The sequence below is a fragment of the Spirulina major PCC 6313 genome (assembly GCF_001890765.1).
GTDB classification, from domain to species: domain Bacteria; phylum Cyanobacteriota; class Cyanobacteriia; order Cyanobacteriales; family Spirulinaceae; genus Spirulina; species Spirulina major.
Window position 1 is genome coordinate 4,269,590 of sequence record NZ_KV878783.1, and the last position, 23,705, is coordinate 4,293,294.

A 23,705-nucleotide genomic window follows, 5' to 3' on the forward strand; every position below is an offset into this window, starting at 1 on the left:
ATCAAATCCCACGCCCCCAAGCAGGCGAACCCGCATCCTGTGCTTCATTTTCTACAATGAAACCAATGCTCATGCCTTCGTTCCCATGCGTCAACGCCCCATCTATCTCGACCACAATGCCACAACCCCCGTTGACCCCCAGGTCGTTGAGGCGATGTTACCCTACTTTACCGAATCCTTCGGCAATCCATCGAGCAACGGTCACCTCTACGGGTGGGAGGCCGAAGCAGCCGTTAAACAGGCTCGCCAACATCTAGCCGACGCGATTCACTGCGACCCCGATGAACTGATTTTCACCAGTGGCGCGACGGAATCCAATAACCTGGCAATCAAAGGGGTTGCCGAGGCCTATTTTTCCCAGGGTCGCCACATTATCACCGTTGCCACGGAACACAGCGCCGTGCTCGATCCTTGCGCCTATTTGGAGGCGCTGGGGTTTGAGGTGACGACGTTGCCTGTGCAGGGGGATGGACTGGTGGATGTGGACGAATTGAGCGCGGCGATTCGCCCAGATACGGTGCTGGTGTCGGTGATGGCGGCAAATAATGAGATCGGGGTGGTGCAACCCTTGGCGGCGATCGGCGCACTGTGCCACGAGCGGGGGGTGCTGTTCCATACGGACGCGGCTCAGGCTTTGGGGAAAATTCCCCTGGATGTGGTCGCGATGCAGATTGATTTGATGTCGTTGACGGCCCATAAACTCTACGGCCCGAAGGGAATTGGGGCGCTGTATGTGCGGCGACGACGGCCACGGGTGAACCTGGCGGCCCAACTCCACGGCGGGGGACAGGAACGGGGCCGACGATCGGGGACGTTGTCCACGCCGCAGATTGTCGGGTTTGGGGCGGCGGTGGCGATCGCCATGGAGCACCGAGAAACGGAGGGGGAACGGTTGCGGCAATTGCGCGATCGCCTCTGGACGGAGATCCAAGCCCTTGACGGGATCTTGCTCAATGGTCACCCCACCCAACGCCTACCGGGAAATCTCAATATCAGCATTCTGGGGGTGAATGGGGCGGCGTTGTTATTGGGGCTACAGCCCACGGTGGCGCTGTCGTCGGGGTCGGCCTGTGCGAGTACCAATGCTGCCCCGTCCCATGTGTTGCTGGCCCTGGGGCGTAGTGATGCGATCGCCGCTGCCTCGCTGCGGTTTGGCCTCGGTCGTCAAACAACAGCAGCCGAGATTGATCGCGTGGCGATCGCCGTCCAAACCACAATCACGGCCCTCCGTTCCTCCCCCCAATCACCCCAGCAACACGAAACGTTCAAGAATGGTTTATAATACGGACGTAAGCGTGCGTCAGAATCTGCATCAGTGTAATTTCCGGAGTTATACCCTGGCAGAGTGAATACCACGTCACCCCGTTTTCCAGACAATCGTCCGATGGGGTCTTTGTTTTCCCGTTGTGCCAGCATTGTCACTTTTAGCCTCTGCTATGGAGTCAACCCGCAACTAGGGTGATACTGAATAGCCCAGCGCTCAAACTCTAAATTACGTTGCAGTGTTTTTGCGCGAGTTGCTAAAAGTCTCGTTTTTCCCATGGGAAACCGCGAGAGGAGTTATTTCACTGTTCCTCGGTTCCGTTCAGAATCGTCCAGGAGCAGCGACGTGCCGCTCACCTAAACGTGGGGTTTAACAAAAACCTCATGCGATGATGAAGTCCTCACTTGAGGCGCATAGACCGCTCTGTTCCGTCAGCACAGTGTTGGCCATATGTCACCTCACACTCGTTTCGATTTCATTCTGCCACCGACAGATCAGGTAAAACGCTGCGATCGCTACATTACCTGCGGAAAGCGGCCCTTGCGAGGTAGTGAATAGTGGTATAGAAATGCTTTAATCAACAGAATTTCCCGTTCCGAAAATATGGTTTTGAGCGCGAGTCGCAGATAACGAGGCCGTTATTTCCTATCACCATCACTTCGGAGTTGCCCGGACATTCAGCGATGAAAGCATTCCGCCAGTCTTACCCCCATCAGTTTTGTGGTATGAATCTCCCACCTTATCCTTGTTAAGTGTGGATCGCTCGGAAACTTGGGGTCTCTCGACTTCAGTTTCAGTCATTATCTCACCGTTCAATGTTTAGTTGATTCCCAGGAGTTAACAACGGTGAACCCGGAAAATTTTCCAGATTGAGATGGTTGAAATGGGTTCATTTTAGTCGGTTCTACGATTAATCTTGCCCAGATTTGTTGATGATTAAAATCAATTGCCTAGGTTTCATGCAGTGGTGATCACGGCTGAAATCCTAAGCCTCTTTATTTTCGCTCGTCCTCACTCGGTTCTAGACTGACCTCAGTTTTGATGGTATCTAGACTGCGCGAGTTGAGAAGCATTACACGTTTCGAGGAGCTTGCATGCCTAAGCAGATTATTATTGCAGAACAGCATCAGATCGCGGCTGTTTTTAGTGAAGATCAAATTCAAGAGCTTGTTGTCTCGACAGGTACACAACAGGTCAGTGATATCTACCTTGGAACCGTAGAAAACGTATTACCTGGAATTGATGCAGCCTTTGTCAATATTGGGGACAGCGATCGCAACGGCTTTATGCACGTGACCGATCTGGGCCCCTTGCGGCTGCGGCGCAGTGCCTCAGCAATTACCGAACTGCTGTCCCCGCAGCAAAAAGTGCTGGTGCAGGTGATGAAAGAGCCGACGGGGAACAAAGGCCCCCGCTTAACCGGCAACATCAGCATGCCGGGCCGCTACCTAGTCTTGATGCCCTACGGCCGGGGGGTGAACCTCTCCCGACGGATCGAAAGTGAAGCAGAACGCAGTCGGCTGCGGGCTTTAGCGGTGTTGATTAAACCGGCGGGGATGGGGCTGCTGGTGCGTACCGAGGCCGAGGGCAAGGGTGAAGATGAGATTTTAGAGGATTTGGACTATCTCCTCAAGCAATGGGAATCGGTGCAGACCCAGGCAAGTTCCGCCCGGCCGCCCATGTTGCTCAACCGCGATGATGACTTTATCCAGCGGGTGTTACGGGACATCTACACCGCCGATGTGAACCGGATTGTCGTAGATTCAGCGGCGGCGGTGAAGCGCGTCAAGCAGCATCTCCGGAATTGGAGCGGGGGTCGCGCCCCGGAAGGGGTCTTAATTGACCATCACCGCGATCGCTTACCGATCCTAGAATTTTTCCGCGTCAATGCGGCGATTCGTGAAGCCCTCAAACCCCGGGTGGATCTGCCGTCGGGGGGCTACATCATCATCGAACCCACGGAAGCCCTCACCGTCATTGATGTCAACTCCGGCTCCTTCACCCGCTCCGCCACCTCCCGCGAAACGGTGCTGTGGACGAACTACGAAGCCGCCACAGAAATCGCCCGCCAAATGCGCCTCCGGAACTTGGCCGGGGTTTTGGTGGTGGACTTCATCGATATGGACTCGCGCCGCGACCAATTGGCCCTACTCGAACATTTCACCAAAGCCCTGGCGGCAGATAAAGCCCGCCCCCAAATTGCGCAGTTGTCGGAATTGGGACTGGTGGAACTGACCCGTAAACGCCAGGGGCAAAACCTCTATGAACTGTTTGGCAAAGAATGTCCCCATTGCGGTGGCTTGGGGCATTTGGCGCGTTTACCAGGGGAGGCAGACCACACCCCCCTAGAACGCGCCCCGTTGTCGATCCCATCGACTCCTACCACGGTGAGCAAAACGCCTCGGATTTTGGATAAACGTGAGGATGAGGAGGAAACGCTGTTTGATGGGGAAAGCGAGAATGAGAAATCGCTAGATTTGGTCAATCATCCCAGTTACCAAGACAGCGGTAATACCGGCAATCGGCGGCGGCGGCGGCGGCGCATTGGGGACGGGGAGAGTGTCACGAATGGCAGTGCAAGCAGTATCCCCAGCAGGACAAAGCCGCGCTTGAATGCGAATCGAAATGGGGAGCCGGAAAAAGAAACTTTTGAGGCAGAGTCGTCTTCTGGGGTGACGGATAGTGCTGAACGGCAAGAGCGACCCGAACGGCAAGAGCGCGATCGCACCGCCTCCGGCCGAGTGTCACGCCGTGAATACACTCCTCCGGAAAAAGTAACCGTGCCCATGACCCCCTTGGAACAGGAAATTTACGCCCTGATGGGGGTTTCTCCCCTGATTCGGATTGAGCGGGAGGTGAAAGATCCCAAGTCCGTTTTGGTGTCGGTGGCGGATGTGGACTCATCAGCAGCGGCCCAGGAGTTTCAGGAGACGGTGACTGAATTGCCTGACGTTCCCGTGACCGCAGCAACTACGCCGCCGGCTCAGGAAACGGTGGATCACGAGGGAATCCCTGCCCCCGTGAAACAGGAACCAGAACCCTCAACCGAGGAGGAAGAGGCCGAGGAATCGACCCAGGTTGTGGTCACATCGGCTGCTTCGAGCAAGCCCAAGAAAAAGAACAGTGAGGCTGTGTCCCCGGAGAGTGAGGCCTTGTCCACACCACGGACAAGCGCAGGGGGCGGGACTCGTCGCCGTCGCCGTCGGTCTTCGGCTCGTAGTGGTTCCTAGGGTTGCGCCCCTCGACCTTGCCTCATGCCCGGCTGTGGTGGCGGGGGTTGATGAGGTGGGGCGGGGGGCTTGGTTTGGGCCGGTGGTGGCGGCGGCGGTGCTGATCACGCCGGATCAAGGGGGGCAGTTACGCGATCGCGGCGTGCGGGATAGTAAGCAATTGAGTGCCAAGCGGCGATCGCACTACGTCCCTGAGATTCAGGCGATCGCCACTGATGTCAAAATCGGCTACGCCACCCCCCGCGAAATCGATCGCCGCAACATCCTGCAAGCGTCCCTGGCCGCCATGGCCAGGGCGGTACAGCGACTTACCCCTACGCCCCACCATTGCTACGTTGACGGCACGTTTACGATTCCCGGCCTGACCCTGCCCCAAACGGCGATCATTAAAGGCGACCAACAGGAAATTGCGATCGCTGCGGCGAGCATCATCGCGAAAGTGTGGCGCGATCGCCTGATCGAACGGTTAGCGCAGCGGTATCCTCAGTATGATTTGGCGAATAATAAAGGCTACGGCACTGCGAAACATCGCTTGGCCTTGACTGAGCATGGTGTGTCGCCGCTCCATCGCCGTTCCTTCAAACCCTGCCAGATCCACAGCAACACACCCTAAACGTCTCAACATAGACAAGGCAGCTTCAGCCCCTTGGGTCTCTAGCTTGGGCAGAGCAGCGAAATGCCGATCCCACTGTAAAAATCAGTGGAATCGGCATTGGGCGGGTCTGGACTGGGGGCGCGATCGCTAGCTAATGTAGCCGCCTTCTTTCAACGCAGAGAGGACTTTTTCGACACTTTCTTCAAGGTCTTCAAGATCCGTGCGGCATTCAATTTCAGGGTTAGCAGGCGGTTCGTAGGGATCAGAAATCCCCGTAAATTGCTTAATTTCACCCGATCGCGCCCGCTTATACAAGCCCTTCACATCCCGCTCTTCACAGACCGCGAGGGGCGCATTCACAAACACTTCCACAAAACTCCCGACGCGAGCGCGGACTTCTTCGCGAATAGCGCGATAGGGGGAAATCGCGGAGACAATCACAATCACACCATTGCGGGTCAACAGGTGCGAGACAAACCCAATCCGCCGAATATTTTCGTCGCGGTCTTCTTTGCTAAACCCTAAGCCTTTGGTGAGGTTTGTCCGCACAATATCCCCATCGAGGACTTCTAACGGATAGCCCTGCGATCGCAGTCGTTCCGCAACGACCTGACTAATGGTGGTTTTGCCTGCGCCACTGAGGCCCGTAAACCAAACTGTAACTCCGCGTTGCTCCATGAAACTCCTTGAACCTCATCAATTCGCACCCTATATTCTATCGGATCACTTTCCCCCGGTCAGGATAATCTCAGGCATTTTTAGATCCTTGCTGCCCATTCCTAGAACCGAACGATCCGACCCATCCGGCACGAGACTGATTCCCACCGCACCCCACCCTAACCCAACGAGCAAAAATCGCGACAAGCGATCGCCGTTTCCGTATTCGCACTCTGGGGGTGGAGCGTACATTTGAGGGCGGGATGATTGGTAAAAAACTGACACTGGGTACAGGGAATCTGATGCATCGTCATGGCGCGTTGTCGAACGGATCGCCCAAACCCCACCAGTTGCCAAACCACAACCCCCAGAAAACTCCAGGCCAGAACCGCAAAAAAACCATGTACCACTTGCCAAAAAATGTCACTCATGACGCATCGGATAACAATTTAACGAGTTGAACCACTTGCTTTTTATCAAAGGTACGCAGCAACGTTTTCGCAGCGGCAGCGGGTTCGACAGAAATGAGAATTTGGGGAACTTTGGCCGTTGCGAGTTGCTTCAAACCGCTGCTAATCGTGATCTGATCGACTTCGTTGAGGGTAATGCGATCGCTCGCCTGTTTCAACTCTTGGATCACAATCGGAGCCAACGTACGATAGGAAAATTTCGGATTACCGATCGCCTGATAACAATTTTTTGTCAGCCGCTGCCAAATCTTCACCGACGGGGCTAACTTCGACAAGCGGATACAGCGCTTTTGTAACTCCTTCCGTCCGTCAGCACTGGGCTTTTGCTTAAACAGGCGCAGCATTTCCTTGAGCAACACCGTTACATTGTGGCTAAACTTTTCCTGCTCAGGAGCGATCGTCATCACTGGGTCCGCCGGTCGCTGTCCCGATGACGGAACGGACGGAGTTGGGGCCGGAACAGGCACACTGCCGCGAATCAGTTGGTTTAAATAGGCTTCGAGTTCGGCAAAATCCGGGTCAGCGGCAGCGGTAATTTTGTCTGCATCTTCATCCCGGAGTCCAAAGGGGCTTTCGAGTTGATCGATCAACGTATGCAGGGTGTCGTAGCCCTTTAAAAAGAGAGATTCGAGCTTAGAGTCAGCCGGAATATCGTGCTCTTTGAGCAGTTTAAAGCAGTCTTCGAGGCGGTGGGCGGTGCGTTGAATGCTGTTATAGCCCAACATTGCTGACCCCCCTTTTACCGAGTGGGCTGCCCGGAATAGCTCATTAATTTCTTCAGGATCATTGATCACCTTCGAGAGATCCATCAAACCCTCTGCCAGGGTTTCGAGATGTTCCCTCGCTTCTTCAATGAAGTATCCTAAGATTTTTTGTTGGTTGGCCGCATCCAAGGCTGGTGTTCCTCCCGAAGGATTAAGTCTGTTGGGGTCAAGGGGCGATCGCCCTTAGTCGTCCGGATTCGGAATAACAATCGGGTCACGTTTGAGTAAATAGGGTCTGAGTCCCGCTGCTTTGGCTCCTTTATAATCGTTTTCGACACTATCGCCAACGTGCATCGCTTGGTTGGGCGCACAATGGTGTTTTCTCAAGGCCACCTGAAAGATTTTAGGATTGGGTTTGGCAACGCCGCTGACGGAAGATAGGGTAATGGTTTTAAAGTAACTGGTCAATCCAAACACGTCTAAGAGGGCGTAAATCCGGGTATCGAAGTTAGAAATGATCCCCAATTCGATGTCATTTTCCCGCCAAGCGTAGAGCATTTTTTTGACATCGGGATATACAAACCAGGCATCCGGGAGGGCGAAATAGCCATACAGCCGATTGAAGAAGTGATCAAAGTCGTCGAATTGTTCCAACACTCCCACGGATTCCATTGTGATCTTGGCAATGTCGTACCACCATTGATATTCGCGTTCGGGCAATTCCATCAACGGCGTATCGGGGAAGGCTAAGGGACTGGCTTGGCTAAAACTTTTGTAAAAGGCTTCGTTGATGGCATCCGATGGGGCCTGAACTTTGAATTCGCGGGCGATTTTGCCATACACTTTGCCCACATTCCCTTGCACCCCGAATAATGTGCCAACGGCATCTAAAAAAATGACTTTCGTTTTCGTCATAGTCCCCTAATTCTGTTGCGCCAATGCGTTAACGAGTGGTTGTGTGAGCCAGTTGAACCCCACCGCCAGTTGATGATTTAAGGTGGGTAATCGATACAGGTAGGCGAGCCGTCGCGCGAGGTAGGCGGCGGGCCCGGTGAGTTGGATGCCGAGTCCGGTGAGGGTGGCTTGATCCACGCCTAAACTGAGCATTTCACCGAGGGGTTGATACCGGAAGGGGAGGAAGGGGCGATCGCACAATGAGGCCCAAATATTCCAGGCGCAGTAATCCGCTTGCTGGAGCGCCACTTGGCCGGTGGCGGGCAACAGTTGTCCTTCGGCATCCACACAATCGGTGGCATCTCCGATCGCAAAACAATCGGGAAAGGCCTCAATTTGTAAGGTTGACTTGACCTGAATCAAGCCTTGGGCTGTTTTGGCCACGGGTAGTGATTGAATGAGTTGACCCACTTCCGTTCCCACAGTCCACAACACCAGATCTGCCGGAATCGTATCTACCTGTTCTTTATACAGTAAAGCGATCGCTTCAGGTTGAACGGATTCAACGGAGGTGCTGAAATCCAGCCAAATTTTGCGGGTTTCGAGGGCGGCGAGGGCGGTTTTGCGGTTAAACGCGGGGGAACCTTTGAGAATATCTTCACCGCGATCGACAATGCGGATTTTACCGCGATCGCCCAACCGATCCGCCAATTTACAAGCCAATTCCACGCCGCTATAGCCCCCCCCCACAATCACGACGCGGATCGGGTCGGTTTTGTCCTGTTCAAGCTGGCGTAATTTTTGTTGGAGGTGGGAGGCATCGCCTAGGGTACGGAAGGGCAGGGCGTGTTCTTTCACGCCGGGAATGCCATCAACGGGGGTTTTGCCACCGAGGGCAACGACGAGGCGATCGCAGGTCAACGATGGTTGATCCGCCAATTCAACGGTTTTCGTCGCCAGGTCAATCCCCGTAATCGTGCCTTGTCGAAAGGTGATGCCAGTGTTGGCAAAGACTTCTTCATAGGGCGGGGCCACTTCCCAGGTTTGCATTTCCCCCGTCACGAGTTCATAGAGCAACGGCGAAAACACAAAGCGATCGTTTTTATCGATCAGCACAATTTCCGGACGCGCTGATCCGTTCCATTGCAGTTGATTGAGGCGCAAAGCGGTATACAACCCCCCAAAGCCCCCGCCAAGAATACCGATACGAATTGGCTGTTTGCTCATCTTTACCGCAGACAGGTTTTCATCTCTTAGGATAAGACACACCGCTAAATCTCGGCCAGACGATGATCGACCCTGACCGATTGATCGGGTCGTCTAGAGAGGATCTGGCGCAATCCCAACGCAGATCGAGACTAGCCCAGAGCTTAAACCTTTGGGTTTTCAGGGTTGAACATTCCCTATGATCGTGCTAACCAGGGGGCGGTTTGGTTCCATTGGCCGGTAAAGACGAAATCCGTTAGGGGTTTGCGGCTGCGGGGGGCGGCTTCGCGCTGTTGGAGTTGCTCCGTGGGCAGTTGGCGCAGTTCGCCTTGATAGCCGACGGCGATCGCCGTCACCGGGTCGTAACTGGGGGGGATTTGGTAGAGTTCGCGGGCGCGATCGGGGTCGAAGCCGCCCATGGCGTGGACAACCAGGTCGAGGGCGGTGGCTTGGGTGGCGAGGTTGGCGATCGCTGCCCCTAGGTCGTGATATCCATGGCGGTTCTCGTTACCATTGCGGGCAAAGGTGCGCGATGCCACCCCAATCATCAGCACCGAAGCGGCTTTGGCCCAGGATTGATTAGCTTCGACGATGCAACTGAACATCCGTTCAAATTCGGCGGGTTGATCGGCGGTGGCGACCAAGAAAAACCACGGTTGCTCGTTATAACAAGAGGCGGCCCAGCGAGCCGCTTCGAGGAGGCTGCCGAGTTTGGCGGGTTCAACGGGGCGAGGGTCAAAGGCGAGGGGACTCCAGCGATCGCGAATCAGGGGATGGATCGGGTAGGTGGTTTCAGTGGGCTTCGGCATCATGGCAGCACCTTGTACTAGCAACAATCAACCATTATGCCAGGAGAACTTGAGGTTCCAGAGCCTAGGTAAAATGGACATACACTTGCGATCGTTGCGCAAACCCGGCACAACTACAGAACGAAACAATGACGAATCCGGCGCAATCCTATCACTACACCGATGCCCAAGTTTCCGTTTGGTTACGGGGACTGCTGACCATTGCCTGGGCTGACGGTCACTTTGACCCCGAAGAACAAGACCTGATTACCCAACTCACCCAAGACGATCTTGCCCCCGCCACGGATCTCGGTGATCTCAAACCCATTTCCGCCGCTGAACTGGCCCAAACCCTAGGCGACGACCCCACCACCGCAGAAAACTTCATGCGGACTGCCGTGATGATGGCCCTGGCCAATGGGGTCTATTCCATCGAAGAGTCGAAGGTGGTCAACGGGTTTCTCGCGGCCCTCGGCTTAGAAGTGGATGCCCTCAAGTCGCTAGAACATACTCTCTATGATCCGGAGAAACATGATCTTCAGGCCGATGATGCGTTTGTGGATGAAGCCTTGACCGAGGAAATTACCAAAGCGAAAACGCCGAAATCTGGTCACCCGCCCAAACCGGCCATTGATCCCCTCCATCCGGTGCGCGATTGGCTTGATGGGATGGATATGCACGATCCACGGGTGGCGCGATTTATCTGTAAGATGGTTCCGCCTCAATGCCCCTTTGAGCGCGATGTGGTGCTTTTTGGCCACAAAATCGTCCATATTCCGCCGATGTGTAAGATTAATCCGCTCTATGAACAGCTTGTGGGCTTGCGGTTCCGGGCTTTGTCCTATCTGGCTGATGACCAGGGCGAGGATATTACTCCGTATATTTAAAAATCACCCCGTATATTGAGGGGTGAACGCGATGAGATGAGGGGGAATGATGAGTCGGATTGGTGTGGTGACAATTGGCCGGAATGAGGGCGATCGCCTCATCCGGTGTCTTCAGTCGTTGCGCGATCGCTTGCCGGACGATGTGCCGATTGTTTATGTGGATTCGGGATCAACGGATGACAGCATGGCCCGTGCCGCAGCCCTCGGTGTGCGCACCATTGCCCTAGATTTGTCGATTCCCTTCACCGCCGCCCGCAGCCGTAACACGGGGTTTTATCGCCTCCTAGAGACTGATCCCGACCTCGACTATGTGCAGTTTTTAGACGGCGATTGTGAATTGATGGCGGGCTGGATCGAGGCGGCGATCGCGCACCTCGACGCGAATCCCGATTGTGCGATCGTCTGTGGTCGTCGTCGCGAACGCTTCCCCGATACCTCCCCCTACAATCGCCTCGCTGACATGGAATGGAATACCCCCGTGGGCCCCGCCCCTGCCTGCGGTGGCGATTCCCTCGCCCGCGTCAAAGCCCTCCAAGGGGTGAATGGATTTAACCCGCGCCTGATCTGTGGTGAAGAGCCGGAGATGTGCATTCGTCTCCGTCAACAGGGCTGGACAATTTTTCGCCTTGACGTAGATATGACCCTCCACGATGCGGCAATGACCCAATTTAAGCAATTTTGGAAGCGATCGGTGCGGGGCGGCTGGGCGGTGGCCGAAGGCTATGTGATGTATGGCCAACCGCCGGAACAGTATATGCAACGGCAATACAAAAGCGGCTGGCTCTGGGGGATCGTGGTTCCCCTGCTGGGGCTGCTCCTCGCCTGGCCCACCCGTGGCCTGAGCCTGCTCCTCTGGTTGGGCTATCCCTATTTGATCTGGCGAGTCTATCGCTATCGTCGCCAATCCTTTCGCGATCGCCCCACCCATGCCCGCCTCTACGCCGTCTATACCGTCCTCTCCAAACTCCCCCAAGCGATCGGCCAACTGCAATATTGGCTCACCCAATGGCGCGGCAAACAAGCCACCCTGATTGAATACAAAGGATAATAAACCCGGTCTACCTCCGCTTGGGTCATGCCGAGTCGAATCACCTCTTAGCAACTCCCGATGCGTGATATCCAGTTTCACACCGTTCGCCGTACTCTCATGCAGCCCTTTGTACTGCACATTGTCTTACCTATTGTTCTCTTTTGGTTGATCTTGTGGTCACTCGAATTTCCGCCGCCATCTGTGGATGATTTATTCTTTGTTGGCACGGCGGATCATCTGTTTAAAACGGGCGAATTGGTGAACCCCTTATTACGCTTTTGGACAGACCGAGCGGTTGACCACTACTATCTACACACCCCCATTTATCCCTATACCTTAGCCGCGTGGTTTGTCCTCTTTGGCATCAATACCCAGAGTCTTTTACTCTTTCAATGTGTTTGTGCGATCGCTGTTTCCATCGCCACTGCCGCCATCCTGCAACATTACGGTTTCTCTAAACTCGCCTGCCTCCTCACTCCCATTCTCTACAGTACTGTCTGGCTCTCCAACAGTGGCCTACGCCACGATGGTTTTGGGATGGCCCTATTGGCGATCGGGCTATGGCTTTTAATTCAAACAAACCGATGGGCAACGATTGGCGGCTTTTGTTGCGTCGGCCTTTCGGCGTTGGTCTATCCACAATTAATTGCCTATGGAATTCCTTTCACTGGGGGGATATTAATTGAGCGATGGTACAACCTCAAGCAACAGCTTAAAACTCAAACATTCATTCGTCAAACAGTAACAGATCTCATGACAGCAGTGATCATTGTTGGTCTCTTATTTTTGGCACTGATTCAGTTTGACATTCAACGGTTTTTAGCTGATTTTTTATGGCACTCGTCCTTAAGTCGGAGCGAATTTGATCAATTTTTCAGTATTCAAGGATCAATCGCGTTAATCACCCATTACCTAAAGCTTGGCTACAATGCGATTATTTTCGGCGGGCTTTATCTGTTGTATCTGACCTGCATTATCTATCTTTTTATTGCTCACAAGCAGCAATCTGCCTCACTAATCGGCGTAACGATTAGTATCTTTTTAGGATTATTTTTGAACGTATTGATCTATAGCAACAATTGGCTGTATGGATCACTTGATTTTTTTGTTTGGCTTTCAGTTCTCTTGATTTTAACGGAGTCTCAGCAATTCCTTTTTTATGGGGTTGCGATCGCAGTTTTTCTGCTTTATCAAAGCACTGCGATCATTAGCGTAATTGGACAAGAACAGACTCCTGATTCAGACTATCAAGCGATTCACCAAGAGCTTCAAGCTGTTACTGATAAAATCATCGTTATCGATAGTGTTACGGCCCGCTTCGTCTTAGACTATCAAATCCCAGAAAATAGTATTGACTACATCTTTTATGGCCCTGCACCAAAATTCATCCCTGAACAACTAGCGCAGAAAAAAGAGAATGAAGTGTGGATGGTGGGGCGACGTAATGTTTTATTTATGGAGTTATCGGATGAGCAGACGGTGCATCTTTTTGGGCATCAGTTTGGTAGTATTATGCGCTGGCCCAATGAGGTGATCGTATTTCAATAAGTGGGTAAGATCGGGTTGTGAATGGCGTAGGCGTTTGAGCATGAATGAGATCAAAATGAACAGATTAGGCTCGCAGGTTATCAATGATGCCGTTGCTGTGGCGCAGCGAATTTTGTGGGAAATGGGGCGGCGGCGGCGGAGTCTGGTGTTTTGGGGGGTGTTTCCGCTGTCGGTGTTGATTTTGATGGGGGTGATTTTGGCCGATCGCGCTGAACTGCCCCTGTCCTTGGCGTTGGAATTGGCGGCTCCGGCAACCCTGGCGGGGGCGGCGTTGTTTTTTAGCTGCGTCGGCGGTACGGTGGCGACCTTGGTGGCGGAACGGGAACAACAGACCCTGAAACGGTTGTTTCTCTCGCCCTTGAGTGGGGAGGGGTATTTCCTGGGCATCTGTGGGGCCCAGGGGGCGATCGCTCTCGGTCAAACAGTGCTGCTCTATGGTGTGGCGCGGGGGATGGGAGCGCGATTTGTCGGGGCGTGGTGGTTGGGTGTGGTGATTGTTGGGCTGAGTATCTTGGCCTATGTGGGGGTAGGGTTTTTGTTGGGGACGCAATTGGCCCGCCGCACGGAGGATGTCAATACCCTGATCGCCGCGTTTGGTGTACCGTTGCTGATTCTGGGGGGCGCGTTTTTACCCACAATGATTTTTCCGGCATCTCTCCTCACGATCGCCCAATTTAACCCCATCTTTCACATGACCGAGGCCTTAACGGGGGTGTGGGCGGACGGGGCGACCGTGGGTGACATTCGGGATCATCTGAGCATTTTGGCCGGATTTGCGATCGCCATGCTGATCCTTGGTGGGCTGTCCTATCAGCAGATGCTCCGCCGTGAACGTCGGTTTTAGGGACAATGGGGCCGGGGATGCGATCGCCCCAATTCCGTCGCCCTAGACATTAAACCGGAACAACATCACATCCCCCTCCTGCACCACATACTCCTTCCCCTCACTGCGCACCAAACCCTTCTCCTTCGCCGCCGTCATCGAACCCGTCGCCACCAAATCCTCATAGGACACCGTTTCCGCCCGAATAAAGCCCCGCTCAAAATCCGTGTGAATCACCCCAGCGGCTTGGGGCGCGGTCATGCCGGCGATAATCGTCCAGGCGCGGGTTTCTGTCTCTCCCGTCGTTAAATAGGTGCGCAGTCCCAGCAGATCATAGGTCGCTCGGATCAAGGACTTTAAGCCCCCCTCCGTCACCCCAAGGGCATCGAGAAAATCCGCCGCCTCTTCCGCCGACAATTCCACCAATTCCGATTCCACCTGGGCGGAAATAATCACCACCTTGGCGTGTTCCTGGGTTGCCACGGTTTGCACCGCTTCCACCCAAGCATTCCCGCTGGCGAGATCATCCTCGGAAACATTAGTGGCGTAGATAACCGGCTTACGGGTCAGGAGGCCGAGGGATTTAATCAGTTCGGCTTCTTCGGGGTCTAGCTCCACCAGGCGGGCCGATTGTCCCGCATCGAGGGCTGTTTGCAATTTTTGCAGCACTTCGAGTTCCACTTGAGCGTCTTTATTGGCGCGAGCTTGTTTACGGACGCGATCGATGCGGCGTTCGACTTGGAACAGATCCGCCAGGGCAAGCTCCAAATTAATCACCTCAATATCCCGCACCGGATCAACCGAACCCGCCACATGGATAATGTCATCATCATCAAAACAACGCACCACATGGACGATCGCATCCACTTCGCGAATATTCGCCAGGAACTGATTGCCCAGCCCTTCCCCTTGGCTTGCCCCTTTGACCAAACCGGCAATATCGACAAATTCAATGCGAGTCGGGACAATTTGCTTGGATTTGGAGAGATCTCCGAGTACCGTGAGGCGGGGATCAGGAACGGCAACCACGCCGACATTGGGTTCAATGGTGCAAAATGGGAAGTTGGCGGCATCAGCCTTGGCATTGGCGACAAGGGCGTTAAACAGAGTAGATTTTCCAACGTTGGGGAGTCCGACGATTCCGGCTCTGAGCATGGTGAGGATTGAGTGGACAGCAAGTGATCACTATATCTCAATCTGCGATCGCTCCTCGCCCCCACATCCCACGTCTAGGCAAAATGACGGCATTCGTTTTTTGGCTCATCAGAATAAACTATTCTATAGTTGCATTCTTTATGTTGCAATAGTTGCAGGGCGAATTAATTGAGTGCTCGCTCTTCCCATCGTCCATCTCGTTCGGAAATCTGAGGGAAAATTGGTTCAACGGGGTTCACCGTCTTCGCGACTCTGCATTGGCACAGTGGCTAATCATGAAGCTCGTCTGCTCTTTCATGAGGAAAATCTAGCGATTTGGGTGCATCTCAGTGAGGCAATCTTGAACCCACCAGATCATTAGTGTTTTTGGGTAATGTAGCAATCCTTTTTGATTCATGCACAGCCAAGGGGCTTAAGCCCCTTGTTGATGAGGAGATAAGATCTTCGATTGATTTAGGAGCGCTATAGTTTCTGTGACTTCAGTAAAAATTTTAATTTTTGTGATGATCATGCCCGGATGAAATTTGAAGATCAATCAAAATGCCATATCCAGTTAATATTATATGCAGCGAGTAGGATTTCATGCCGGAATTTAATCCTTCTGACTTTTTAATTTTAGTGGTCGATGATCTCAGTCAGAACTTGAAAATAATGGGATCTATTTTAGATCGCCAAGGGTATCGTGTGACGATTGCCCAAAGTGGAGTGCAAGCCATTAACCGTGTGCAACAATCACACCCGAATCTGATTTTATTGGACTTGATGATGCCCGAAATGGATGGCTTACAAGTCTGTAATTATCTTAAATCCACGCCTGAATTTGAAGCCATTCCCATCCTGTTTTTAACGGCAAGCAAAGATAAGGAAGATATTCTCGCTGCCTTTGAAGCCGGTGCTGTGGATTTTATTACCAAACCCTTTATCAAATCAGAGGTCTTGGCTCGGATTAAAACTCAGCTTCAATTGAGCCGCATCCAACAGTCACTCCAAACTCAAAATATTCAACTGGAAAAATTCAGCCATAACCTCAAAACGCTCCATCGTTTAGATACTCGAACCTATGATTCTGTGGCTGCTATTTTTGACGATCATTTAGCGACGGGTTGCCAAATGTTTGGCTTGGCAATGGGTCTGATTACCCGTGTGGAGCGCGATCGCACTCACGTCATTGCCCAAAAAACAACCAATTCGGCTTTGGCTTTGCCCATGGATTACAGCATGGGTCATCTGTCAGAAATTTCTCAAAAAACCTATGCTGTGCTACAGCAGACTCAACCCCAAAATATTGACCCCATTTCCCACCAGTTACCCTTTCCCATTGCCACCTCTTTCAGCACCCCGATCTGGGTGAATGGTCAACTGTTTGGCATGCTCTATTTCGGGGATGAGGAACGGCGAGACTATCCCTTTCAATCCCATGAAGTGGATGTTTTGGAGTTAATGGCGCGGGGCTTGGGCAAGTATATTGCAGTGGATCAACTTGAACAGGAGCGGCAAAAAATTTCAAAGCGGAAAGATGAATTACTGGCGATCGCAGGCCATGAATTACGAACTCCCCTCACTTCAATTTCTGCTGCGGTGCGGCTATTGGCAACGGGAAAGCTGGGCGAGTTCAACCCCCAAGGCCAGCAATTAATTGACATTGCCGCGACGAATATTGATCGATTGATTCGTCTGATTAACAATCTGTTGAATTTAGAACGCTTGGAGTCGGGAGAGTTGCAGATGGATAAAAAGAGCTACGCCATTCTGGAACTGGTGGAACAAGCGATCGCCGCCATGCAGCCCATGGCTCAAAAACAAGAAATTACCCTCAATTATGACAAGATTCCAACGACGTTGAATGTGTGGGCCGATGGCGACCAAATCTTGCAAATTCTCACCAATTTAATCAACAACGCGATTAAGTTTTCTCCTGCCCAGAGTGCTATTACCATTCACACCGAAGTCCAGGATAATCTGGTCAAAGTGCTTGTGAATGATCAAGGGCGAGGCATTGACCCGGAGCAGTGCGATCGCATTTTTGAACGCTTTAAACAGGTTAAAACCGAGGATCAAAATGTGTATAAAGGCACGGGTCTGGGTTTGGCTATTTGTCGAGAAATTATCCGCCAACACCACGGCTCGATTTGGGCGGAAAGTCAAATTAATCAGGGAAGTACCTTCATTTTTACGCTGCCGCAATCTCAGGATTAGAGATGCAGAATCCAGGGGGGGGCTATGCCTGGCCCGCAGCGGGGCAGAGGTCAGCGATCGCACAATGGCCGCAATCCGGTTTCCGCGCCTTGCACACCGCCCGCCCGTGGTAAATCAAGCGAATTGACCAATTTTCCCAGTCCGGTTGGGGGATTAGCTTCATCAAATCCCGCTCGATTTTGACCGGATCGGTTTGTTTCGTTAGCCCTAACCGGGTGCTCAAGCGTTTGACATGGGTATCCACCGTCACCCCTTGGAGGATGCCGAAGGCGTGGGCCAAAACGACATTGGCGGTTTTGCGGGCGACTCCTGGCAAGGTGAGCAGGTCTTCCATGCGTTGGGGGACTTGGCCGTTAAAGTCAGTGACGATTTTGTGGCACGCGCCTTGAATGTGTTTGGCTTTGTTGCGATAGAAGCCGGTGGAGTGGATCAGGGTTTCGAGATGGGTGCGATCGCACCCGGCCAAGGCGATCGCATCAGGATAGGCCGCAAACAGGGCCGGGGTGACAAGATTAACCCGCTCATCGGTGCATTGGGCCGACAGAATCGTCGCCACCAATAGCTGCACCGGGGATTGATAGGTGAGGCTACAGGTGGCATCAGGATAAAGGGAATGGAGCCGCAGCAGGATCGCGTTGGCTCGTTGTTTGGGGAGCGATCGCGCCATTCTAGGGTCGTTCTTGGAACAGGTCTTGCACAATGGCAAGATTCACCGTATCCCGCACAATCAAAAACACCCCTAAACCCATCAACAACACAATCCCCGTTTGCATAATGCCATCTTGAATCCGGCCCGGCAGGGGTTTACCCATCACCCCTTCAATGATCAAAAACGCCAACTGTCCCCCATCTAATGCCGGCAGGGGCAGAATATTGATAATCGCCAGGTTGATACTGATCAACGCCCCGAATTGAAACAAACTACTCAGGTCAGAATCGGCTAAATTTGCGCCAATTTCGACAATTTTCACCGGGCTAGCCACTTGGCCCGCCGTCTCTTGGAAATTACTCACCAACGTCCCGAACCCGATCAAAATCAACCGCGTCAAGCGTTGAAACTCCGTCGCACCGCTGCTAAACGCGCCGATGATGCTGGTGCGTTGGCGGGTGATGTTTTGGTTGGGGGAAAGGGTGACCCCAATTTTACCGAGACCATCCGCGCCCGCTTCCGGGGTGATCGGGAGGGTGAGGGTGTCTTGGTTGCGGCGCACCGTCAAGGTTAGCTCCTGACTGGGGGAAGCCTGGATCGTGGCCATCAAACTGCGCACGGCTTCGGCTTCAGGGGGGAGGGGGGTTTGATCCACGGCGAGGATAATGTCACCGGCTTGGAGGCCGGCTTGTTCGGCGGCATGGACATCGCCCGTGGTCATCACTTCCGGGACAACCACACCGGGATTGAAATGCACTTCGGGAATGCCGACGGTGGCGATCTGCGTCACGAGGAGGACGTAGGCCAAAATCAGGTTGGCAATCACCCCGGCACTAATCACGATCGCACGATCTAGGAGCGGACGATTGCGCAGCAGGTTCGGGTCATCGGGGGGGATTTCACTGTCAGGATCATCATCGGGAAAGCCGACGAAGCCACCGAGGGGAATGGCGCGGAGAGAATATTCAGTTTGAGGGCCTTGGTGACGGAGCAAGACGGGGCCAAACCCGATCGCAAATCGATTGACGTGGATATTTTGCAACCGAGCGGCGGCAAAGTGACCCAGTTCATGCACTGCAATCAGGAGGCCAAGGACGGCGATCGCTGCCAAAACGGACATAGTTTAATTTGTGGGGCTGACTGTACAAAAGACTTAGTGACCCATTGTGACATATCTTTACGCAGGGGGCGATCGGCAGCACCGGGAACGGCCCTGATTTCGCACCCCTTTTTAAAAAAAAATCCGTATTCAAAATCACTCTTTTTTAGATAAAAGTAACAATCGCTACATTTTTGGCTGATTTTTTTCTACACTAGGAGATGAAATGAATTCACCACAATCTCGGAGGATAGCAAGCCATGCTGAATGCGTATACCAAATTTAATCGCCGCACCCATGACGTAATCAGCCACAGTACAGCGTGGGACTGGATGACGGTGCTTTGTGCCAGCACGATTGTGGCTGTGTTAGTGGTTTTACCCCTAACCCAAGTTCGCCAAGCGGGAGTCACTCCCCACGAAGCCACCCTATGGCAAACAACCTTGAGTACGCGGGGGGGACGTTAGGTAGGCGGATGGCCGGCTTAACGTTGGGATAGTACCGGATTAAAGGCTAATGTGCGTTCTTCAGCGGTTGCAGGCACTGAAGACAAATTCCCTTGAACGGGGAAGAGTTGCACCGCACAGGCCTTGAGTTCTGGTTGTAATGAAGTGGGGCAGGCAGCGGCATGGGTGAGGATATTCGCTTCGGTATCATCGCCCCAGAGTGCGCCCCAATGCATCGGTGCAAAGACCGTACCGGGGGCGATCGCTTTCGTCACCTGCGCAGGGAAGCGACAGAAGCCTCGGCGCGATCGCACCTCTAACCAATCCCCATCATTCACCCCCAAGGTGCGAGCATCGCGGGGGTGAATTTCGAGGGTGGGGTGGGGGTGCATTTTGACGATTTTTTCAATGCGGCCGGTGCGAGATTGGGTATGCCAATGGCCGTAGAGTCGCCCCACGGTGAGGACAAAGGGATAGTCTGGGTCGGGGGGTTCGGCAAGGCCGCGTGAATGGAAGGCGGCAAACTGGGCGCGACCGTCGGGGGTGTTAAAACTGGCGTTGGTGTAGAGTTGAACACCGTGGGATTGGGGTTCGCTGTCTTGGGGGCAGGGCCATTGAATCGGGCCGAAGTCCTGGAGGCGATCGTGGCTGATCCCGGTCATGTCGCAGGGACGGCCAGCGGTGAGGCGGGTGAATTCTTGGTGCACCTCGGCGGCGGTGGTGGCGGTGAATTGCGCCTCAAACCCCAAACGCCGCCCCACTGCGGCGAAGATTTCCCAATCGGCGCGAGCCTCGCGGGGCGCGGGTCGGAAAGCGGGGCAGAGGGTGACGACGCGCTCGGAGTTGGTCATCGTGCCGGTTTTTTCGCTCCATTGGGCGGCGGGAAGGAGCAGGTGGGCGTAGGCGGCGGTTTCCGTGGGGTAGTAGGCATCTTGGCAGATGGTGAAGGGCGATCGCAACAAGGCCGCCTGCGTCCGTTTTAGATCCGGCATACTCACCGCCGGATTGGTTGCCACCACCCACAACAGCCCGACGTGATCCTGTTCTAATCCTTGGATCATCGCCCAAGCATCGCGGCCCGGCGTTGCGGCAATCTGACCGGCTGGCAACCCCCAGGCCTGTTCAAGTTCGGCCCGATGCTCCGGATTTTTCACACTGCGATAGCCCGGCAAAATATGCGCCAAACCGCCCGCTTCTCTGCCGCCCATGGCATTGGGTTGACCCGTGAGGGAAAAGGGGCCTGCGCCCGGTTTGCCAATATTGCCCGTCATCAGGTGCAAATTGATCAAGGTGCGCACCTTAGCCGTCCCTTCAGAGGATTGATTGAGGCCCATCGACCACAGGGACAGCACCCGCTCGGACTTTGACCACCATTGGGCCACTTTTTTCAAGTCACCGAGACTAATCCCGCAGGTTTCGGCCACCACTTCAGGGGGATAATGCTGGATCACCTCTGCGTAGGCCGGGAAATTGCGAGTACATTCATCAATGAAGAAGGTTTCGATCTTGCGGGACTTAAGAAGCAAGTAGGCGATGCCGTTAAACAGGGTGATATCTGTGCCGGGTTTGATGGCGAGGTGGATGTCGGCCTTCTCGGCGGTGGGGGTGCAACGCGGATCGACGACGACCATTTTGACGTGACGATTGCGCTTGTGGTACTTCGCGAGACGGTTGAAGGCGATCGGGTGACATTCGGCCATGTTCGCCCCGGCGATGAAGGCAAAGTCGGTGGTTTCGAGGTCGTCATAACAGCAGGGAGGGCCATCGGAGCCGAAGCTCTGGGTGTAGCCAGCGACGGCGGAGGACATACAGAGGCGGGAGTTGGCATCGAAATTATTGGTGCCGAGACAGCCCTTGAGGAGTTTTTGGGCGGTGTAGTAGTCTTCGGTTTGGAGTTGGCCGGAGCCATACATGCAAATGCCGTCGGGGCCAAGGGTGGCGCGGGTGGTTTGGATTTGCGCAACGATGCGATCGCAGGCCTCGTCCCAGGAAATGCGCTCAAAGGGTTGATCGAGGCGATCGCGCCCCATCGGATATTCGAGGCGATCGCACTCTAGGGATTCGGCAATGGTTGCCCCTTTAACGCACACATGACCAAGACTAGAGGGATGGGCGCGATCGCCTTTCACCCGCCAAATCGGAGTCCCCTGAGCATCACGTAGCGTCCCCCGACCAGGAATAGCGGGCGGGGTCACTTCTAAACCACAGCCCACACCACAATAGGGACAGAGAGTGCGATGGGTTTCAATCATAGTCAGTGCAACAGGTTAAAACTAGGGGTGTTAAAAACGATTGAAAATTACAGTTAAATGCTGAATAGCAACAATTGACAGAGCACCAAGGTCATTACGTCTGTCAATTGTTGCTGGAGTTCACGCCAAGACTTAGAGAATCCGAGCAGATTGATCTTCCGGTAACACCGAGGGATGACCATGGGCGGCCACCACTTCCGCTTCCCCTTCATGGAATTCTGCGAAAGAGCCTTGGGGTTCTTCCAAGATAAAGAAGCAGAGGAACGCCACCACCAAACTCGCCACCCCCAAGATTTGGAAGAAGATCACATTGGCTTGGTCAATGATCGCCGGGCTTGCTTCCGCCCCGCCCCCTAACCACACCGGCAACATACTCAAAATCGTTAAGTATGCCACCGCTCCCACGTTGCCATACGCCCCCACGTTACCCGCAATTTGCCCGGTCACGCGACGCTTAATCAGCGGCACGATCGCAAAGGTAGACCCTTCACCCGCTTGGACAAAGAAGGAGCAAGCCATGGTCATCACCACCGCTAGGATAATCATCGGCATTTGCGAGAGGCCGAGAGAGTCGCGCAGGGAAGGAATGCTACTCATCACCAGATAGCCAATCCCCATCCCGAAGGTCAGAATTGCCATGGTGTTTTTCCGACTGCCCAAGCGGTCAGAGATTAAACCACCACCGGGACGCGCCACCAAATTCACAAAGGCATAACTCGCACCGAGCAACCCCGCCAAGGCTTTATCCAGCCCAAAGGTGCCTTCAAAGAATGCCGGTAGCATGGAGACCACCGCTAATTCAGACCCGAAGTTGACAATGTAGGTGAGTTCGAGGATGGCCACTTGCTTGAACTTGTAGCGATCTTCGGGGGCATAGTGTTTGCGACCGGCGAGCAGGTCTTTGTTGACTTCCCAACAGTTATAGGATTGAAAGAGGTACAAACCAACTAGAGCGACCCAGGCAATCATCATGCCCGTGGGGGAGAGGAAGTTCACTTTTTGCAAGCGCCAAGCCAAGACCATTAGAATCCCGGTGAGGGGGGCATTCATGGCCATCAAGAGCCAGAAGTCTTTCACGGTGGTCACTTCGATGCCACGGGCACTTTCGGGGCGTTGGTAGACTTTACCGGGGGGGGTGTCGGTGACGTTGAAGAAGTAGAAACAGCCGTAGATGGCGGCAATGGTACCAGTGGCAGCGATCGCACCGCGCCAGTTCAACACTTGACCCGTGGCTAATTCAAAGGAACCGGGGAAGAAGCTCAACGCTCCCGCCACTAACACGAGACTTAACGCTGCAAACGCAGAGCCAAAGTTACCCCAGCCGCCATAGATCCCTTCCGCGAGACCAATTTCTTTCGGGGGGAACCATTCCGCCGTCATCCGAATCCCAATCACGAACCCTGCACCCACAATCCCCATCAACAACCGACCTAACACCAGTTGATTGAAATCCCCTGCGGTCGCAAAGAGCCAGCAGGGAATTGCCGCATACACTAATAAGGCTGAATAGGTTAATCGGGGGCCATATTTATCGAGGAGCATTCCGATAATGATTCGGGCCGGAACGGTTAACGCCACATTACACATTAGTAATGTGCCGACTTGCCCTTGGGCGAGGTCAAATTCTTCCTTAATGGTGGTCATTAAGGGAGCCATATTGAACCACACCACAAAGGAGAGGAAAAAGGCAAACCAGGTTAAATGTAAAACGCGATATCGATCCCGAAAAGACAGTATTTCTGTGAGCATTGCAATGATAAAAGTTAGGCGAAACAGTAACAAAAATAGAGAACGTCAACAAGAGGATTAATC

At 53.7% G+C, this 23,705-nt stretch carries 20 protein-coding genes; 9 read left to right on the forward strand and 11 right to left on the reverse strand.

From position 1 onward, the window contains the following. Window positions 1-85 precede the first annotated feature (85 nt). From SPI6313_RS18955 to SPI6313_RS18965, 3 genes are all read left to right on the forward strand, one after another. Window positions 86-1,282 (forward strand): cysteine desulfurase family protein, encoded by a 1,197-nt coding sequence (locus SPI6313_RS18955; protein WP_072622399.1) that lies wholly within the window; start codon window positions 86-88, stop codon window positions 1,280-1,282. A 1,076-nt stretch (window positions 1,283-2,358) separates the two neighbouring features. After that, on the forward strand, window positions 2,359-4,494 hold the full coding sequence (gene rne, locus SPI6313_RS18960; protein ID WP_072622400.1) for a ribonuclease E: 2,136 nt from the start codon (window positions 2,359-2,361) through the stop codon (window positions 4,492-4,494). Further along, window positions 4,409-5,107, forward strand: a complete 699-nt coding sequence (locus SPI6313_RS18965; protein WP_245788894.1) for a ribonuclease HII — start codon at window positions 4,409-4,411, stop codon at window positions 5,105-5,107. The genes rne and SPI6313_RS18965 overlap by 86 nt, the downstream gene beginning before the upstream one ends. Window positions 5,108-5,236: 129 nt before the next feature. On the opposite strand, the gene cysC is transcribed toward SPI6313_RS18965, so the two are convergent. The 6 genes from cysC to SPI6313_RS18995 form a co-directional block, all read right to left on the reverse strand. Further along, window positions 5,237-5,767, reverse strand: coding sequence for an adenylyl-sulfate kinase (cysC, locus tag SPI6313_RS18970; RefSeq protein ID WP_072622402.1), 531 nt, complete (start codon window positions 5,765-5,767; stop codon window positions 5,237-5,239). Window positions 5,768-5,925: 158 nt separating this feature from the next. Then, window positions 5,926-6,177 (reverse strand): hypothetical protein, encoded by a 252-nt coding sequence (locus SPI6313_RS18975; protein ID WP_072622403.1) that lies wholly within the window; start codon window positions 6,175-6,177, stop codon window positions 5,926-5,928. Beyond that, entirely contained in the window at window positions 6,174-7,109 is a 936-nt protein-coding gene (locus SPI6313_RS18980) for an Hpt domain-containing protein (protein ID WP_072622404.1), read from the reverse strand. Before SPI6313_RS18980 ends, SPI6313_RS18975 begins: the two co-directional genes overlap by 4 nt. Window positions 7,110-7,163: 54 nt before the next feature. Next, window positions 7,164-7,835 (reverse strand): HAD-IA family hydrolase, encoded by a 672-nt coding sequence (locus tag SPI6313_RS18985; protein ID WP_072622405.1) that lies wholly within the window; start codon window positions 7,833-7,835, stop codon window positions 7,164-7,166. A 6-nt stretch (window positions 7,836-7,841) separates the two neighbouring features. After that, entirely contained in the window at window positions 7,842-9,041 is a 1,200-nt protein-coding gene (locus SPI6313_RS18990) for an NAD(P)/FAD-dependent oxidoreductase (protein WP_072622406.1), read from the reverse strand. 176 nt (window positions 9,042-9,217) lie between these two features. Further along, a complete protein-coding gene (locus SPI6313_RS18995) occupies window positions 9,218-9,829 on the reverse strand; it encodes a nitroreductase family protein (protein ID WP_072623233.1) in 612 nt (203 codons plus the stop codon). Window positions 9,830-9,957: 128 nt separating this feature from the next. Between SPI6313_RS18995 and SPI6313_RS19000 the strand changes: the two genes are divergently transcribed. The 4 genes from SPI6313_RS19000 to SPI6313_RS19015 all read left to right on the forward strand — a co-directional run bounded on the left by SPI6313_RS19000 (window position 9,958) and on the right by SPI6313_RS19015 (window position 14,117). Beyond that, window positions 9,958-10,695, forward strand: coding sequence for a Mo-dependent nitrogenase C-terminal domain-containing protein (locus tag SPI6313_RS19000; RefSeq protein ID WP_072622407.1), 738 nt, complete (start codon window positions 9,958-9,960; stop codon window positions 10,693-10,695). Between the two features lie 49 nt (window positions 10,696-10,744). Next, a complete protein-coding gene (locus tag SPI6313_RS19005; protein WP_072622408.1) occupies window positions 10,745-11,743 on the forward strand; it encodes a glycosyltransferase in 999 nt (332 codons plus the stop codon). 99 nt (window positions 11,744-11,842) lie between these two features. Further along, window positions 11,843-13,273 carry a glycosyltransferase family protein gene (locus SPI6313_RS19010; protein WP_072622409.1) on the forward strand — a complete coding sequence of 477 codons (1,431 nt, stop codon included), beginning with the start codon at window positions 11,843-11,845 and terminating at the stop codon, window positions 13,271-13,273. A 55-nt stretch (window positions 13,274-13,328) separates the two neighbouring features. Next, on the forward strand, window positions 13,329-14,117 hold the full coding sequence (locus tag SPI6313_RS19015) for an ABC transporter permease (RefSeq protein ID WP_072623234.1): 789 nt from the start codon (window positions 13,329-13,331) through the stop codon (window positions 14,115-14,117). Window positions 14,118-14,159: 42 nt separating this feature from the next. Here the strand turns inward: SPI6313_RS19015 and ychF are convergent, their stop codons facing one another. Next, complete coding sequence (gene ychF, locus SPI6313_RS19020; protein WP_072622410.1) at window positions 14,160-15,251, reverse strand: redox-regulated ATPase YchF; 1,092 nt, start codon at window positions 15,249-15,251, stop codon at window positions 14,160-14,162. A 582-nt stretch (window positions 15,252-15,833) separates the two neighbouring features. Between ychF and SPI6313_RS19025 the strand changes: the two genes are divergently transcribed. Further along, a complete protein-coding gene (locus SPI6313_RS19025; protein WP_072622411.1) occupies window positions 15,834-17,447 on the forward strand; it encodes a response regulator in 1,614 nt (537 codons plus the stop codon). Between the two features lie 22 nt (window positions 17,448-17,469). Here SPI6313_RS19025 and nth read toward each other — a convergent pair whose 3' ends face one another. Both nth and rseP read right to left on the reverse strand, forming a co-directional pair. Beyond that, on the reverse strand, window positions 17,470-18,114 hold the full coding sequence (nth, locus tag SPI6313_RS19030; RefSeq protein WP_072622412.1) for an endonuclease III: 645 nt from the start codon (window positions 18,112-18,114) through the stop codon (window positions 17,470-17,472). Between the two features lies 1 nt (window position 18,115). Then, window positions 18,116-19,216 (reverse strand): RIP metalloprotease RseP, encoded by a 1,101-nt coding sequence (rseP, locus tag SPI6313_RS19035; RefSeq protein WP_072622413.1) that lies wholly within the window; start codon window positions 19,214-19,216, stop codon window positions 18,116-18,118. Between the two features lie 239 nt (window positions 19,217-19,455). Between rseP and SPI6313_RS19040 the strand changes: the two genes are divergently transcribed. Beyond that, window positions 19,456-19,662: a hypothetical protein gene (locus tag SPI6313_RS19040; protein ID WP_072622414.1), complete on the forward strand. Its 207-nt coding sequence runs from the start codon at window positions 19,456-19,458 to the stop codon at window positions 19,660-19,662. Window positions 19,663-19,679: 17 nt separating this feature from the next. On the opposite strand, the gene SPI6313_RS19045 is transcribed toward SPI6313_RS19040, so the two are convergent. Beyond that, window positions 19,680-21,893 (reverse strand): molybdopterin oxidoreductase family protein, encoded by a 2,214-nt coding sequence (locus SPI6313_RS19045; protein ID WP_072622415.1) that lies wholly within the window; start codon window positions 21,891-21,893, stop codon window positions 19,680-19,682. A 132-nt stretch (window positions 21,894-22,025) separates the two neighbouring features. After that, a complete protein-coding gene (locus SPI6313_RS19050) occupies window positions 22,026-23,642 on the reverse strand; it encodes an MFS transporter (protein ID WP_072622416.1) in 1,617 nt (538 codons plus the stop codon). Window positions 23,643-23,705 lie beyond the last annotated feature (63 nt).

Coding starts and splice junctions, on each gene's coding strand:
- SPI6313_RS18955 (WP_072622399.1), top strand. CDS start 86: ATGCGTCAACGCCCCATCTATCTCGACCACAATGCCACAACCCCCGTT.
- SPI6313_RS19025 (WP_072622411.1), top strand. CDS start 15,834: ATGCCGGAATTTAATCCTTCTGACTTTTTAATTTTAGTGGTCGATGAT.
- SPI6313_RS18985 (WP_072622405.1), bottom strand. CDS start 7,835: ATGACGAAAACGAAAGTCATTTTTTTAGATGCCGTTGGCACATTATTC.
- SPI6313_RS19015 (WP_072623234.1), top strand. CDS start 13,329: ATGAACAGATTAGGCTCGCAGGTTATCAATGATGCCGTTGCTGTGGCG.
- rne (WP_072622400.1), top strand. CDS start 2,359: ATGCCTAAGCAGATTATTATTGCAGAACAGCATCAGATCGCGGCTGTT.
- SPI6313_RS19005 (WP_072622408.1), top strand. CDS start 10,745: ATGAGTCGGATTGGTGTGGTGACAATTGGCCGGAATGAGGGCGATCGC.
- SPI6313_RS18975 (WP_072622403.1), bottom strand. CDS start 6,177: ATGAGTGACATTTTTTGGCAAGTGGTACATGGTTTTTTTGCGGTTCTG.
- nth (WP_072622412.1), bottom strand. CDS start 18,114: ATGGCGCGATCGCTCCCCAAACAACGAGCCAACGCGATCCTGCTGCGG.
- cysC (WP_072622402.1), bottom strand. CDS start 5,767: ATGGAGCAACGCGGAGTTACAGTTTGGTTTACGGGCCTCAGTGGCGCA.
- SPI6313_RS19000 (WP_072622407.1), top strand. CDS start 9,958: ATGACGAATCCGGCGCAATCCTATCACTACACCGATGCCCAAGTTTCC.
- ychF (WP_072622410.1), bottom strand. CDS start 15,251: ATGCTCAGAGCCGGAATCGTCGGACTCCCCAACGTTGGAAAATCTACT.
- rseP (WP_072622413.1), bottom strand. CDS start 19,216: ATGTCCGTTTTGGCAGCGATCGCCGTCCTTGGCCTCCTGATTGCAGTG.
- SPI6313_RS18995 (WP_072623233.1), bottom strand. CDS start 9,829: ATGCCGAAGCCCACTGAAACCACCTACCCGATCCATCCCCTGATTCGC.
- SPI6313_RS19010 (WP_072622409.1), top strand. CDS start 11,843: ATGCAGCCCTTTGTACTGCACATTGTCTTACCTATTGTTCTCTTTTGG.
- SPI6313_RS18990 (WP_072622406.1), bottom strand. CDS start 9,041: ATGAGCAAACAGCCAATTCGTATCGGTATTCTTGGCGGGGGCTTTGGG.
- SPI6313_RS19040 (WP_072622414.1), top strand. CDS start 19,456: ATGCTGAATGCGTATACCAAATTTAATCGCCGCACCCATGACGTAATC.
- SPI6313_RS19045 (WP_072622415.1), bottom strand. CDS start 21,893: ATGATTGAAACCCATCGCACTCTCTGTCCCTATTGTGGTGTGGGCTGT.
- SPI6313_RS19050 (WP_072622416.1), bottom strand. CDS start 23,642: ATGCTCACAGAAATACTGTCTTTTCGGGATCGATATCGCGTTTTACAT.